The 15,029-nt window shown below is 70.4% G+C and carries 10 protein-coding genes; all 10 read right to left on the bottom strand.

The window, feature by feature from the left end; genetic code table 11:
- Window positions 1–83: 83 nt before the first annotated feature.
- Window positions 84–1,199: a caspase family protein gene (locus AB0C75_RS33825; RefSeq protein WP_362896023.1), complete on the bottom strand. Its 1,116-nt coding sequence runs from the start codon at window positions 1,197–1,199 to the stop codon at window positions 84–86.
- Window positions 1,196–2,455, bottom strand: a complete 1,260-nt coding sequence (locus AB0C75_RS33820; RefSeq protein WP_362896021.1) for a hypothetical protein — start codon at window positions 2,453–2,455, stop codon at window positions 1,196–1,198. Before AB0C75_RS33820 ends, AB0C75_RS33825 begins: the two co-directional genes overlap by 4 nt.
- Window positions 2,452–6,783 carry an FxSxx-COOH system tetratricopeptide repeat protein gene (fxsT, locus tag AB0C75_RS33815; protein ID WP_362896019.1) on the bottom strand — a complete coding sequence of 1,444 codons (4,332 nt, stop codon included), beginning with the start codon at window positions 6,781–6,783 and terminating at the stop codon, window positions 2,452–2,454. The genes AB0C75_RS33820 and fxsT overlap by 4 nt, the downstream gene beginning before the upstream one ends.
- Window positions 6,783–7,835: an AAA family ATPase gene (locus AB0C75_RS33810; RefSeq protein WP_362896017.1), complete on the bottom strand. Its 1,053-nt coding sequence runs from the start codon at window positions 7,833–7,835 to the stop codon at window positions 6,783–6,785. The genes fxsT and AB0C75_RS33810 overlap by 1 nt, the downstream gene beginning before the upstream one ends.
- Complete coding sequence (locus AB0C75_RS33805) at window positions 7,832–9,334, bottom strand: hypothetical protein (RefSeq protein ID WP_362896015.1); 1,503 nt, start codon at window positions 9,332–9,334, stop codon at window positions 7,832–7,834. Before AB0C75_RS33805 ends, AB0C75_RS33810 begins: the two co-directional genes overlap by 4 nt.
- A gap of 204 nt (window positions 9,335–9,538) precedes the next feature.
- Window positions 9,539–10,546, bottom strand: a complete 1,008-nt coding sequence (locus tag AB0C75_RS33800) for a LacI family DNA-binding transcriptional regulator (protein ID WP_362896013.1) — start codon at window positions 10,544–10,546, stop codon at window positions 9,539–9,541.
- A 176-nt stretch (window positions 10,547–10,722) separates the two neighbouring features.
- A complete protein-coding gene (locus AB0C75_RS33795; protein WP_362896011.1) occupies window positions 10,723–11,811 on the bottom strand; it encodes a pectinesterase family protein in 1,089 nt (362 codons plus the stop codon).
- A 237-nt stretch (window positions 11,812–12,048) separates the two neighbouring features.
- On the bottom strand, window positions 12,049–13,236 hold the full coding sequence (locus AB0C75_RS33790) for a cytochrome P450 (protein ID WP_362896057.1): 1,188 nt from the start codon (window positions 13,234–13,236) through the stop codon (window positions 12,049–12,051).
- 32 nt (window positions 13,237–13,268) lie between these two features.
- A complete protein-coding gene (locus AB0C75_RS33785) occupies window positions 13,269–14,561 on the bottom strand; it encodes a cytochrome P450 (RefSeq protein WP_362896009.1) in 1,293 nt (430 codons plus the stop codon).
- Window positions 14,562–14,702: 141 nt separating this feature from the next.
- Window positions 14,703–15,029: hypothetical protein (locus AB0C75_RS33780; protein ID WP_362896007.1), on the bottom strand; the 327-nt coding region annotated here is incomplete at its 5' end.

Raw genomic sequence — 15,029 nt, 5'->3', positions numbered from 1 at the left:
GAGCGGTGGCACAGGATGCCACCGTTTACTCCATCATGACGATTGAGACCCCTTCCCGAAACCCGTGTGATCACGCCAGCCGATCACATCCCGGGCCCGGGTTCAGCAAGGAAGTCCTGTATTGCTGCCTTGAGTTCGGCTTCCCGCACCGGTTCGTCGTCGATCAGCGTCACCGCTTCGTACAGCTGCCACAGCCCTTCCGGCTGCGATCTGACGGCTCGGAAGATCCCGATCACGTCCGTACGCGGCATGGGGTGCCTCGGCATCCGGGCGACGACGGAGGGTGGCAACTCGTTGACCAGAGCCTGCCGTTCGTCACGGTCGTTCATCAGCGGGTACCCCATGAGCGCCCTGATCACCCTCGCGGTCGGAGCCCCCGCAGGTCGGCCGGTGAGCGCCCGGCCCGCCGGGGGGACCGGCGGAACGCGTTCGGAGTGCCCGGGTGCCTCCAGCCGGAGACAGGGGGTCTGAAGCGTCTGGCCCGCTTCCCGCAGGGCGCTCATCCTGGCCTTCACCGCTTCGAAGAGGGGCAGCGGATCCGGCAGCGGATCGTCCTCCCGCTCGTGCAGCTCACGCAGCACGATGTCCGAGAACAGGCCGAGCCGTCGATCCGGATCGTTGCCCGCCCGCTGCCCGCGGCCGGCTGCGAGCATCAGGCTCTGCTCGTGTGCGGCGACCCGTGCCCCGGCGGGGAAGCGCTCGGTGGACGGGGACTGCGGGAAGCGGTGCTGTTCGTCGAAGGTGCGGCAGGCGTCGACCATCCACATCTGCACACCGAGGCCCGGCGTCGCATCGCTCCTCAGCCGGGTGAGCGCGGACTCGACGTCGATGGCGCGCCGGTCGGTGAGAGTGGCGTCCGCGGTGTAGAGCGCCGTCTTCTCGTCGGTGTCCAGCACGCCGTGACCGCCCCACCACACCCACAACGCCTCGTCCTCCCGTTCCGGTACGTCCCTGATGAAGGCACGCCTCAGGGAGTCGTGGTCGGCCGAGCGGAACGGTATGTCGGGCGCTGTCCCGGGCAGCGGTGCGAGATGGAGCTGGATGTGGGTGTCGGGCACGCCCCTGGCCAGCAGCCAGTCACGGAAGCGAAGGGCGTCCCGGGCAGGCCCCGGAAGGTCCCAGTCGGGCCCGGCGGCGTACTGCTCGATCCCGACGACCAGGGCGAAGACGCGGTCCGGCGGGACGGGTCCACGGGTCATGACAGCCGCTCCCCGATCGCACGGTAGACAGCCGGATCGGTCCAGTAGGCACTGTGCGCCACGGGAAAGGGCTGCCTGCTGTCGGTGGCGATGTCCTGGGACCGGCCCGGGAAGAGCGGTTCGGCGGCGTACCCGAGCAGGTCGCGGCGATCGTAGAGATTCAGCCACGGCGGCACATGAGCGGGCAGCGGATCGGGGTGGGCGAGCGAGGGCAGCGCTCCTGTCTCGTACAGGAAGGGCCCCTGCGAGCCGACGGTGATCAGGAGCTCGACACCGGGGAGCGGGCCGGATATCAGGGTATCGAGGCAGAGGATGCCGCCGAGGCTGTGTCCGAGCAGGACGACGGGTGGCTCCAGTGCGGCCACGAGGTCACGCAGACCCCGGCGCATGCCCTCACCCCGGGCGAGATATTTGAGGATGTCACCCGCGGCCGGGTGCGCGGCGTCGGTGAGCGCGCGGCGCCGTCGCACGGCGTAGCGGGAGCCGATCCGCAGGAGCGGCCTCCCCGCCAGCCGGAGCAGCGGGCCCCGGTCGGTTCCGGACGGCGCGGCGCCCAGTCGCTCGGCCAGGGCCGCGACGGCCGCGTCCCTGGCGTCGCCGCCGCTCTGCACGGGGGTGTCGTCCGCGAGCCCGGCGGCGACGACCATGGCGGTCAGCGCCCTGGCCAGTACCCACGCCAGGGCCTCCTGGTCCAGGGCATCGGCGGCGGGGCCGAGCAGGGGGCTGCGCGCGAGCTCGGTGGCCGCTTCCCGGACTCCGGGGCCGATCCCGTCGGCCCGAGGCTCGCCCCGGGCCGCGAGCGTACGCAGGAGCGACCTCGGGCGTTCGTCCGGGAAGGCCGCGCCTGGCGGTGTGATGTGCGTACCCGCCCCTGCCGAAGCGGTGGCGAGCTCGGCCGACGGGTCCGCGTACAACCGGGCCCACTCCTCCGTGTCGTCGGGGCTGTCGGTCTCCCCGGTGCTCCGGCCTGTCCCGGCACCGGGCGCCGCCGGGATGCTGACGCCCCCCGCGGCGAGCCGGGCGCCGTGCGGTCCGCCCCAGTCGTACGCGAGGACACGGGCGCCCGGAGCCGTTGAGGCCAGACCTGATGCGATCCGCACGAGCAGCGTGCCCAGGTGCGGTTCACGCACACCTGTGCCGTGGATGAAGACCACCGTGGTCATGTGCCCGCCCCCGTTGCTGTGCGCTGCGGCCCTGCCCGCCGCCGCGTTCGCGGCGGGCAGGGCCGACGGATACCCGGTCGTCCGCGACGTCACATCGGCAGCGGCGTGATGTCGCATTCGATGCGCTGGTGGAGCCTGGCCGCGGTGTGCCACGGGTGGTTGGCGCCCAGCAGGCGCGAAAGTCCCTGCGCCGCCACCTGGTTGAGCCGGTCGGCCTCCTCCGACTCGCCGAGTCCACGCCGGTCGAGCGCCAGATTCGCCGTGCAGGCGAGCGTCAGCGGATGCTCGGGCCCGGCGGCCTCCGTGAGCTTGGGGAGCAGGTCCGCGTCCGCCGCCAGGGCCTGAGCGAAATCCAGCCGGGCGTAATGGTCGTTGGCCCGGCACATCGCCGCCGTGAGGGTGCTGATGTGCCGTGTCCCCAGGACGTTCTCCAGCTGTTCCAGCGCCAGGGCGTCCAGCGCCTCCGCCCGGTCAGTGTCACCTTGCGCCCGCAGTGTCGCCGCGAGATTGACCCGGGCGAACTGGGTGTAGGGGTGATGGTCGTCGAGCACCTTGCGATAGGCGGACAGGGTCTGTTCGCCCAGCTCCCTCGATCCGACGAGGTCCCCGTTCAGCCGGCGTTCGACCGCGGCATGGACCGCGGCGCAGAGCGCGTCCGCGTTGTTCAGACCGTAGCGCCGGGTGAACCGTTCGAGGGTCTGCTCGGCCAGCTCCGATCCGCCCTCGACCACACCGACCCTGCGCCTGCACACTGCGAGGTTCAGCGCCGCGCGGATGGTCGCCGCGTTCGTCTCGCCGAAGTTGGCGACGTAGCGCAGGTAGTTGGACTCCTGGAGTGCGCGGGCGCCCACGTAGTCGCCCGCCTCACGGATGTCGATGGCCAGGCCGTTCAGCGTGTTGAGCGTGAGCCCGTTCACCGGCCCGTAGAGCAGCTCGCGCTGCCGTGCGGTCTCCTCGTCGATCTCCCGCGCCAGGACGAACTTCCCGTTCAGCCGGAGTGTCACACCGTAGTCGTGCGCCGCGCTCAAGGTCGTCGGGTCCTCCGGTCCGAACAGGTCGCTGGCCCGGGTGAACGCCTCTTCGGCCAGTTCACGCGCCTGCCGGAAGTCCCCTCGGTACCTGAGCGCCCCCGCCATCTGCCACATGGAGTCGACGAGTTCCTCTTCGGGGATCTGCGCACCACGCGAGATCGCCAGCGCCCGCTCGTTGTGCGTGATCGCCTCGTCGGGGCGCCCGAGGAGACGCAGATAGAAACCGAGAAGCTTGGTCATCCTGATGACGTGCAGGTTCTCGTCGCCGGACTGGGCGCGCCAGGCGGACCAGGCCAGCTGGGCCTGGGAGGCGCCCGACTCGTGCGCACCCCAGTAGTAGAGGAAGAACACGATGTCGTAGACCAGGTCACGGACCCACCCGTCGGAGCTCTCCACCGCTCCGGACGCGATCACATGCGGGAGGATCGCCTGGTAGGCGGGCCACTGGTCGGGGGCGGCGGGTGCGCCGGGCTTGGCCGTGGTGAGCAACAGGTGGGCGGCCCCCGTCATCCTGGCCCGCTCCTCGGGATCCATCCTGGCCACGATCACGTTCTGCATGAGCCGGTGCATCTGCAAGGTGGAGGTCTTGTGGTCGAGCCTCACCAGCGACAGCTTGCTGAGGTCCCGGGTCGCGCGGGCCAGGAGCAGCGGGTCGCGCAGGACCGGGTCCAGCTCAGGGGTGACCTCGACGTTACGGCCGCCCCTGAAGAGGTTGAGCGGGATGGGCTCCGGCGCCATGCAGGCGCAGATCTCCAGGAGTTGCCGTGCCGCGGGGTTGTCCTGCGAAAGGCGCCCGAGGGAGATGTCCCAGACCGCCGCGACCGGCACCGGGTAGTCGGGCGACGGAGTGAGATCCAGGATCTCGGGCCGGCGCTCCTCCAGCAGACCGAGGTACTCGTCCACCGGCATCCCGGTCGCGGCGTGCCAGGCTCCCGCCTGCTCGACCGCGAGGGGAAGGTCGCCGAGCGCGGCGGCCAGCCGGTCCGCGTCTCCGGTCGCGAGACCACGGGCGCGGCGCTGCAGGAGTGCGACGCTCTCCTCGCGGTCGAAGACGTCGACGCTGAGAGGGGTGGCGACACGTTCCCACTCGCGGTTGCGCGAGGTGACGATGATCTTCCCCGGGCCCCCGTTGGGGAAGTAGGAGCGTACGGCCTCGATGTCCTCGGCGTTGTCGAACACCAGGAGCCAGTTGTCGAACGGCTTACCCGTGCGGAGCGCCTCGCGCACCGCGGGCACCGCGGCGTTGGCCTGCGGCCCCACCTCGAGTCCGAGGCTACGGGCGAGGTCGGCGAGGGCGCCGAGGATCAGGTTCTCCTGTTCCGATGGGATCCACCAGATCACGTTGAACTCGCCGCTGTGGCGGTACACGTACTCCACCGCGATCTGCGACTTCCCCACACCGCCCATGCCGTGGAGCGCGTGCGGAAGGACGGCAGTGGTCTCGTCCTCCCGCAACTGCCGTTCCACAGCGGCAAGAAGACTCTCACGCCCCGTGAAGTTCGGGTTCTTCGGCGGCACGTTGCCCATGATCTTGGGCTGGCCCGTACGGACGAACCGAAGCTCCGACGCCGTGGCGGGCGTGCGCTCGTCGACCCTCCGGGCATCCGGCTCGGTGTCTACGGGTGGTGTCGTCGGCGACACAGATCCTCCAGGTGGAACCGTCGATTGCGACGGGGAAGCGGGGCCGTTCTCATTCACATCAGGTGCCTCTTTATCATCTTTTGTCCCGTTTGTCGCCATTCCCGCGCCGCGCGAAATCACGTGACTCAGCTGGGCGGCCCGCCGACGGTAGGGAATTCCGCCCAGGGCTCGCAGCACCGCCAACTCGATCCGGAGCCACGCCGGTCCCCCTTCCCGGTCCGGGAGCGCCGCTCCCACGGGGTCGCCGAGTGCCGCCCGCAGGCGGATGCCCTGGGCCCGGCCGGACCGTGACTGAGCAAGCAGGCTGATCGCACGGGCGAGTTGGGAACGGCTTCCGGTGGCCAGCAGGGCTTCGCGTATGCCGTCGGCGAAGTCGGGCCCGCCCTCGCCGTCCCGGTTCCAGTCGATCAGACCGCCCATCATGACCTCGGACAGATGCTCGGGCCGCGTCTCGGGCAGGGCCCGGTCCCGCAGCTCTTCGATGACGTCGAAACGCAACGGCGCCACGGCGAGCAGGACGGCGAGCTGCCGTGCGAAGGGGCTGGCCAGCGAGAAGAATCTGCGTACGGCGTCCGCCGCCGAACGGGGCCCGTCGAGCTGTGGTGTCCGCAGCCCGGGGGCGGACACCCCCTTGGCCATCGCCCCGGCCAGCACGACCGGCAGCGCCCGGCGTACGCCGCGTTCGCCGGTGACCAGATCGGCCCACGCCCGGAACGAACCGGGACGCAGGCTGAGGACGGGTACGGCCACGGATCCGTCACCCGTGCCGGGCAGGCCATGAGCATGCTCGGGTACGCCCTCGGGCGGCCGGCACAGGACCCGGCGGTTGAGCGCCCCGAACCCGGCGGCGTCGAGCCGGGCCCTGAAGGGGTAGACCGATGACCGGTGGCGCAGATACGGGGGCAGCAGATGGACCAGCGCCGTGGGCCCCGACGAGGCGAGCCTCCCCAGCAGTTCGTCGGCGCCGGCCTCCGCCCAGCCCGGCGCGAGTCCGTCGGTCACGACGAGGAACAGCCGCGAACCGCGCCCGTCCAGCAGTTCGGCGGGGTCGGCGCGACGGTCGCCCGGCCAGCGCAGCGCGGGTGCCTGCCCACCGGGCAGCGAGACATCGACCGTACGGACGTCCCGGAAGGCCCCGCTGCGCACCGCCTCGTCGGACAGTTGACGCAGGGAGCTGTCCCACACGGGCATGGTGGGCGCTCTGTCCACGAGGAGCATCAGGTCGAAGGCGCGCTCCTGCACCGGGTCGAGGTAGGGGATCCACAGACCGTCGATGACACCGTTCTCCGCGGTGCGCGCCTCGTCGAGCTTGCTCTCGTGGCGCGACGGCACCCGTCGGCCGAGGCCACGCAGGGCCTTGGCCAGACGCAGCGGCGCCACAGGACGCGCGGGACGCGTCTCGTGCGACAGGACCGCTTCGGGCCTTCCCTGCCTGCTCTCCTCGACGCTGCTGAGCTCCGCGCCTCGAAGGTCGTCGCCGCTGCTTCCGGCGGGCACGATCTCCGGTACTCCCTGATCGACGGGAGGGGTCACGCCCCCGTCGACGAGCTCCGTCCCGGCGTCCGGCAGGGGGTCCGGAGCCGGGTCCGTCGCGCCCTCCGCACCTCGGCCGGCCCGGTGCCATGCCGCCGACAGCCAGACGGCGTCGGCGAGGTCCTGCCAGCTCGCTTCGCCGTCCGTCTCCTGGAGGTCTCCGCTGCTCGGCGCGGGCGCCGGGTCCGGAGCGCGTTCCCGTGGCGAGCCGTTCATCAGCGGCCTTTCGAGAGGTCGCGCAGGAGTGTCTCGAGGAGCTTGAGCCCGTCGCTGTCCGCTCTGAATCCATGAGCGGTGGTGAGCTGCACGGCGTTCAGGAGCTGGTCGACGGACTGGGTGCCCCCGCCCTCCAGCCGTCTCACGAAGTCGTCCACGAGGTTCTCGACACCTTCGGGACGCCGGCCCAGATGGCTGACCACGATGGAGACCAGCTGTTCACGGCTGGGCGGGCGCATCTCCAGCGGCAGGCAGCGGCGCCGGAAGGCGGCCGGGAACTCGCGTTCACCATTGCTCGTGATCACGACGACCGGGAACTCGGCGCACTCGACCCGGCCCGCCTCGATGACGGCCCGTGCCCGGGGGTCGTCGGTGAAGACGGACACGTCGGCCACTCCTGCGCGTACCAGTTCCGGGATCTCGTAGCTGCCGTTCTCCAGGACATGGAGCAGATCGTTGGGGAGGTCGATGTCGCTCTTGTCCAGCTCGTCGACGAGCAGTACCCGGGGGCGCTCGTACGCCAGGAGAGCCGTCCCCAGCGGGCCGAGCGTCACATAGTCCCCCAGGTCGGGGGCGCTTCCGTGGTCGCTCTCCGGCTCCGCCGCGCCCTCGGCGCGCCAGGCTGCGATGGCCTGGGCCCGCCCGATGGCGTCGTACTCGTACAGACCGCCGCGCAGCGTGGTGCGGCTCACGATGCTCCACGGGAGCACCCTGCCGAGCCCCAGCTCCTGGGCGATCAGATACGCCAGAGTGGACTTGCCGACCCCGGGCGGGCCCGTGATCAGAAGGGGGCGGCGCAGCAGGAGGGCGGCGTTGACCGCGTTGATCTCCTCCTCGCGTAACTGCGGCCCCTCCTGGACGGTGCCGAGCCTGCGCAGCGCCGACTGCGCGTCGTCGGGGGGATCGTCCTGTACCGGGCTTCCGGAGAACACCCGCCAGGGCGGCGGCTGGGGCAGCTCCGGAGGGGCACCGGCAGGTGGCTGCCCCGTTGCGTGGAACACCCTCCAGGAGGGGGGCGTGACGGACTGCGCTACCGAGACCTGCTCGGTCATGCTGTCAACTCCTCGCAGTCGATCAGGCGGTTGGGATCATCCCATAAGAGCGCCAAGTGTTTTCCGAGTGACCAGTTGTCACGATTCATGCCCTCGGCCTTCTTGCGCAGCGCGCTCACCTTCGACGGGATCTGTGAGGGCGGGTGCGCCAGCAGCAGCGTCAACACCTCGCCCGACAGCTCGGGGCTGTCCGCCCTACGGTCCCAGGCTGCAAGGCCCACCCCCTGAGCGATCGCCGTGACGAGTGCTTCCAGACCCAGACCGGGCAACGCGGGAACGTCAAGAATGACCGCTGTGAGGCCCGGGTCCGCTATCAGCTTGGCACGCCAGCGGTCGAGCCGCTCCCCCTCCTCGCCGTGCCAGCGGTAGGACTCGGCCACACCGGCGTTCCTGAGTTGTGTCCAGCGTTCCCGCCACAGAGGAAGATATCCGTCCTTCTGTGCGGCTCTCATGCGTTCGAGCGACCTCAGATGGACGTGATAGCGAAGGCTGATCGGCAGTGGGTCACCGCTCCATGTGCCCATCTCCAATCGGGCCATGTCGTGATTCATCAGGGAGAACGGCAGCACGAACTCGACCTGCGGCGTCGGTTCGCTCTCCGTCACGGGCAGGCCCGCCCAGCGTTCCTGGCCTCGCCCGATCGCTCGCTCGACCTCGGCCGCCAGTCCGTCGACGGTCGTGGGACGCACCTCACCGGCCACCGGCTCCCAGTAGCCTGGCGCGGCATTGACCCAGTGACGTACGTAGATATCGGCCGAACTGTCGTCGGCGGGCTCCACCATCACAACGAGGCAACGTGCCACATCCGGATCGGCCGTCGGCAGAGCCGCGATCGCACGCCTGCGCTCCCCCAGCGCCTGCACGACGTCCGCGCCGACCTCACGGGCCCATGCGTCCGACCAGTCCCTGAGCCCCTCACGCAACGGCGGCTGTTCGAGGAACGCCGCGATCTCCACCAGTACGAGCGCGGGGGGCAGCCCGTCCGCCTGGGTGTTCATCCCGCACAGGTGGTCGAAACGCTGGGCAGGCGTCTGGCCGTACGGGATGTCGATGCCCAACTCGTGGTTCAGCAGGGCATGCAGACGGCCGTCGTCGACGCGTCGCACATCGGCGAGCAGCCGATGGATCTCGCGCACCGATCTGTCCGCGAAGTCGGGAGAGCCTCCCGCTGCCGTCTCCTCGGTCCGGGCCGCTCCCGGGAGCCCGGCGAGCTGAGCGGCGCACTCGGGGCCGCCGATGACGCCCACGGTGAAGGCCAGGGCCGCGAGGCCCGTTTCGTACTTCATCAGGTCCCTGACGAAGGACAGCATGTCGGTGCGCGGATTCTTGCGCGCATAGGTGATCTCCGCGCCGAGCTGTTCCGCGGCGAAGGCGATGAACTGGGCACACTGGTCCCGGTCCGTCACGAAATCCTGTACGCACAGGAAGTCGACCAGCACCCCGATGAGCCGTGCTCTCGCCCCGTCCGGCTCCTCCACCCCGAGCGGCCCGTGCACCATCACCGACCACCCCCGTCAAGTCGGTACCACCCTTATGACCGATCGTGAAGTTATCACGTCGGATCATCAGCAACCAGGTTCAACCCAGGGGCTGTTGACCACCCGTGACACACACGTCCGAACCTTCCCGGCCGTGTACCGGAACGGACCACCCGGACGTGTACCGGAACGGACCACCCGGAGGTGTGAACGCGACCCCGACACTCAGCCCGCCACGGGCCCCGTGCTCGCACGGGCCGTCAGGACCGGTTCCAGCAGCTCGACTTCGTCCGTCCCCCGGCCCGCGAGCTTCGCGACCACCTGTTCCACCGACCTGCGCCCCATCTCCTGCGCCGGGATGGCCACCGACGTGAGCCGCACCGACGCCTGTGTGGCCACCTGTTCGGGGCAGATGGCCACCACGGACACGTCCTCCGGCACGGCGCGCCCCTGCTGTTGGAGGAGGTTGAGCAGCGGCTCGACGGCGGCCTCGTTCTGGACGATGAAGCCGGTCGTCCCCGGCCGTTCGTCGAAGATCCGGCCCAGGGTGCCGGCCATCGCGGCGTACCCTCCCTCGCAGGGGCGGTGCAGGATGCGCATCCCGGTCTCCTGTGCCTTGGCCCGTATCCCGTCCACGGTGCGCTCGGCGAAGCCGGTGTGCCGCTCGTAGACGGCGGGTGCCTCGCCGATCACCGCCACCTCGCGGTGGCCGAGGCCGGCGAGGTGGTCCACACAGAGCGCGCCGGTGGCCTCGAAGTCGAGGTCCACGCAGGTCAGTCCGGAGGTGTCGGCGGGCAGGCCAATGAGGACGGCGGTCCGGCCCGAGTCGCGGAGCAGCGGCAGCCGTTCGTCGTGCAGCTCGACGTCCATGAGGATCATCGCGTCCGCCAGCGAACTGCCCGCGATCCGCCGGACGGCCGCCGGGCCCTCCTCGCCGGTGAGCAGCAGGACGTCGTAGCCGTGCGTGCGGGCGCTCGTGGCGACGGCTATGGCGATCTCCATCATCACCGGCACGTACATGTCCGTACGCAGGGGCACCATCAGCGCCATGATGTTGGACCTGTTGCTGGCGAGGGCGCGCGCACCGGCGTTGGGGTGGTAGCCAAGTTGCTGGATACTGTGTTCCACCCGCTCCCGGGTGGAGGCCGAGATCGAGCGCTTGCCGCTGAGGACGTAGGACACCGTGCTCGCGGAGACTCCGGCGTGCTGGGCGACCTCGGCAAGCGTGACCATTCGGCTTCTCCCCTACAGATGACGACCGGAGGGGAGAGCGAGTGAAGCGCTTCGACAGCGCCGTGCTGTGCTCTCCTTCGCACTCCGACATGCACAGACACAGGGAAGCCTAGACTCGCTCACAGGGACTGTCCAGAGCGGAGTCGAAGCGCTTCGACCGGGGGCGGCCCCCGGACTCAGGACGCCGAAGGTGTCCATCCTGCCAGCCAGTCGGCGGTCTCCTGCTCCGCGGCCTCGGAGTCGCTGAGCTGCGGCCGGTCGCTGCTCGCCGAACCGGATCCGGGCCCGGTGTTCCGGTATTCGGCGAAGCGGTCGTCCTTCCAGGAGAACCCGCTCATGTCCGTCCACGGCTCGGACCTGACGGCGGAGCTGAGTGCCGTGTCGCGGAAGGTGGCCATCGGGTCGAGGGTGGCGTCCCCGCCCGCGTGCCACGGGCGGCCGAGGTGGAAGGACGACGCCGAGACGTCGCCTTCCACGGTCGATCCGGTGATCAGGAATCCCTTGCGGTCGGCGGCGGTGCTGGGTGCCGCGACGTATCCGGCTGAACTGCCGTCCCACCGCTTCTTCAGCGTGATGACCGAGGTGTCGATCACCGCGGTGGCGCGTCCGAAGATGAAGTCGACATTGCCGACGACATCGGAGTCCTTCATGTAGACGCGGCCGAGTGTCTCCTTGGAGGCGGTGTCCAGGAGCAGCGTGTCCTGGTCGCCGGTGACGGTCACGGAGTCGAGGAGGACCTGGTCCGCCGCGGTGCGCAGGGCCACGGCCTGGCGATCGTTCATGTCCTGGTGGGCGGCCTCGTCGAAGTCGTTGGAGATCGTGAGGTCGCGGGCCTGGAATCCGTCGGCCTCGGCCGCGACGGTGGCGCTGCCGCTGGTCCCGTAGGGGCCGGAGCCGTCGGGTTTCTGGGTGCCGGAGGCGTTGTCGTAGACGATGACGGTGTCGTCACGGCTGGAGCCGCCGCCCTGGAGGGTGACGTTCTGCTTGGTGGAGGGGATCTTGACGAGTTCGCGGTAGGTGCCCGCCTCGATGGACACGACGACCCGCTCGGTGTTGCCCGCGGGGATCGCGTCGACCGCCGCCTGCACGCTGGTGTACTGCCCGCTGCCGTCCTGGGCGACGGTGAGGGTGGATGCCGCTTCGGCACCGGACGCCTGCCCGAGGGTCCAGACCGAGGCGGCCGCCAGGAGCGCGGCGGATCCTGCCGTGGTCGCCCGGCGGGGGCCCGGGTGGAGAGCGGTGCGTCGTCGTCGACTGGCTGCCATGGCCTGATCCATTCGTCGGGAAGAGGTGGGGTTCCGTGCAGCAGTCGCCGCGGCCTCCCTGAAGGTTGCCGGTTCCCGGCATCACGTTCGCCCGCCCCCGGGCAGGGTCAGCAGGCGACAGGCCAGCCGCTGCTCCGGTTCAGCTGGTTGACGCCGAGCTTCGGGGTGCCGCTGTCCTCACCGTCGTAGTAGTGGTGGCCTGTGCCTTCTGCCACCTGCCACCTGCTCCCTGGCTCCTCAGCCGTGGAGCAGGACGGGGAAGGCCTCCATGTCGTTCTGCGTCATGACCGGCAGCTTGCGGATCTCGTCGTCGGCGATGGCGAGCTTCAGCTCCGGGAAACGCCCGAACAGCGCGGGCAGCGCGATGCCCGCCTCGACTCGGGAGAGCGCAGCGCCGGGGCAGATGTGAGGCCCGTGGCCGAAGGTCATGTGCCGGATGGGGGTCGGCCGGGTGATGTCGAAGGAGGCGGCGTCGTCCCCGTGCTGGGCGGCGTCGTGACCGATGGCCCGGTAGGAGATCACCACGCCCTCCCCCTTGGCTACGACCTGGTCGCCGACCTGGATGTCCTCGGTGGCGAACCGCATCAGCAGATGGGTGGTGGGCGTGTCCCAGCGCAGTGTCTCCTCGACCACCGTCTCCCAGGGGATCTCACCGTCCAGCACCTTGCGCAGCTGGTCGGGGTGGGCGAGAAGGGCGCGTACGGCGTTGAGGACGAGCCCGATCGTGGTCTCGTGCCCTGCGGCCACCATCGCCTTGAGGTTGCCGACGACCTCCTCCTCGGTGAGCGGCTTCCCGCCCTCATCGGCGAGGATCAGCGCGCTGGTGAGGTCGTCCGTGGGGTGGGCGGTCTTCTCGCGCACCAGTTCGGCGTAGAAGACGTCGAGCTCGGCCAGCAGAGCCAGCCGGTCCTCCTGGGGGGTGAGCATCGAGAAGAACGCCTTGTACTGCCGGGTCAGCATGGGGTGCAGCGCCTCGTCCACCCCCATCAGCAGCCCGACGACCTTCATCGGGAGCGGCTGCGCGAACACCGCCTTGAGGTCGACGACCCCGTCCTCGCCCTGTTCGGCGAGTGCGTCCAGCAGTTCCTCGGTGAACTTCTCGATGGCCGGGCGGATCGCCTCCAGCCGACGGGGGGTGAGGGCCTGGGAGGTCTTCGTCCGCAGCCGGCGGTGCTCCTCGCCGTCCACGGTGAACATGGAGCGCCCCGCGTCGATCATGCCGATCAGCGGCCAGTCGTGTGTGACCTCACCGCTCTGCCAGAGACTCCAGGCGTCCAGGTCCTTCACCAGGCGTGCGTCGACGAGGAGTTGACGCGCCTCGGCGTGCCGGGTGACCGTCCATGCCGGGACGCCGAGCAGCTCGATGCGCGCGAGCGGTACGTGTGCCCGCAGCTCTTCTGTCTCACCGTCGAGGTCCTGGACCATCGGGTCGATCACCACGGTCGCGTACGGGCAGTTCACAACAGGTCTCCAGTCGTGTGTGCGGGAGAGAACCGGACGGGCAGGGCGTTCATGCCGCGCAGGAAGGCGGACGGCCGTCTGACGAGATCCTGGGCGGGTACGGCGAGTTCGAGGTCGGGCAGCCGGTCGAGGATGACCTCGATCGCGGTACGGGCGATGGTCTCCGCGATCTCCTGGGCCGGGAAGGGGCAGCGGTACTCCCCATGACTGAACGCCAGATGCGCTCCGTTGCCCGCCTGTTGAGCCGCACCACCGGACACCGCCTCCTGGCGGATCAGCGGGTCGGTGTTGGCCGCGCCCAGGCCGAGCAGGAGCATGTCCCCGGCGCGGATGGTCCGGCCGCCGAGCTGGGTGTCGCGGACCGCCCAGCGGCCGGCCAGGATCTGCGTCGGGGCCTCCTCCCAGAGGACCTCGTTCATCGCGTCGCCGACACTGCGCCGCCCGCCGGAGAGTGAGCTGGCGAACTCGTCCTCGGTGAGCATCAGCCGCAGCGAGTTGCTGATCCAGTCGGCGGTGGTGAGGTGCCCTGCGGCGGTGATGGCCATCAGGTCGAGGGCGTACTCCTCGTCCGTGAAGGGCTCAGGGTCGGCGAGCATCCGGGAGATGACGTCCTCGCCCGGCGCGGCCCGCTTGGTCTCCACCAGCCGCCGCATGTGCTCGCCGTAGCGGCCGTACGCCTCCTGAGCGCCGGGTCCCCCGTCCGCCAGGTCCTTCAGAACCCGGGCGATGTCCGTACCCTCCGCGTCGGGAAAGCCGACGAGGCGGGCGAGGACGAGCACGGGCAGCGGCTCGGCGAAGTCGGCGACGAGGTCGGCCGCGCCCTGGGCACAGATGGTGTCGACGAGCCGGTCGGCCAGTTGTTCGCAGTGCCCCCGGATCTCGAACGGGTCCGCGGCCTCCAGAGCCGGTACCACCAGCTCGGAATGGCGCCGGTGCTCGGCACCAGCGGTGAAGTAGATGGACGGCATGGGCCGTCCGACCATCGGGAGCAGCGGCCAGTCCTCGGGTATGTGCTCCCACTGGTTCCACAGCCCGACGTCCCTGGGGAAGAGCTCGCCGTCGCTGGTGACCTGGTGGAGCTCCCGGTATCCGACGACCAGCCACGCCGGGAACCCGCCGGCGAGCTCGACGGGCACCACGGGCCCGTGGGAGTGGCGCATGCTCCGGTACAAAGCCTGCGGCTCGGTGTGGAACGCGGGCCCACTGAGCGGCACGGGGGTGTCGGAGGCGTGCAAGGGGCAGCCGCCGCCGGAGGCGGACGCGGCGGATAAGGAGGAGGGGGTCGTCATCGTACGGACTCCTGGGAGACGGCTTCGCTGCGTTGCGGCCATACGATCAACGCGGCTCCACTATAAGGAGGTTGCGTGAAGCTTTGGGGGGTGATCACGACACCGACCGGCCGCGCGCCAGGGAGCTGGAACGGGCCGGAATCAGACGGCTGAGAAGGCGGTTACCGCCGCACGCGGGATCGCCGAGTCCGCGCACGGATCCGTGACGGTCCGGCTCGACGCGATCCGGCCCCGCCCCGCCCCGCAACCACGGCACTCGTCGCCGCCGTACACGTACTGGTGGCGGCGGGACCAGAGGTGCAGGAGGCCGCACAGGCGGGACGGGTACTCCATGCACGCCTGAAGCCGCTGCTGGAAGATACCGAAGCCGCCTCCGGCCACGGGAGGATGCCGGCAGCCCGGCCCGGGCGCGGCCTGCGGCCCGGGCCGCAGGCGCCGCCCGCGCCCGCGGCGGCGGGGGGCGCCGCG

Origin of the sequence: Streptomyces sp. NPDC048565, assembly GCF_040650935.1 — a bacterium.
In the GTDB taxonomy this organism is placed as follows: Bacteria; Actinomycetota; Actinomycetes; order Streptomycetales; family Streptomycetaceae; genus Streptomyces.
This window is presented reverse-complemented; position numbering and strand designations above follow the sequence as displayed.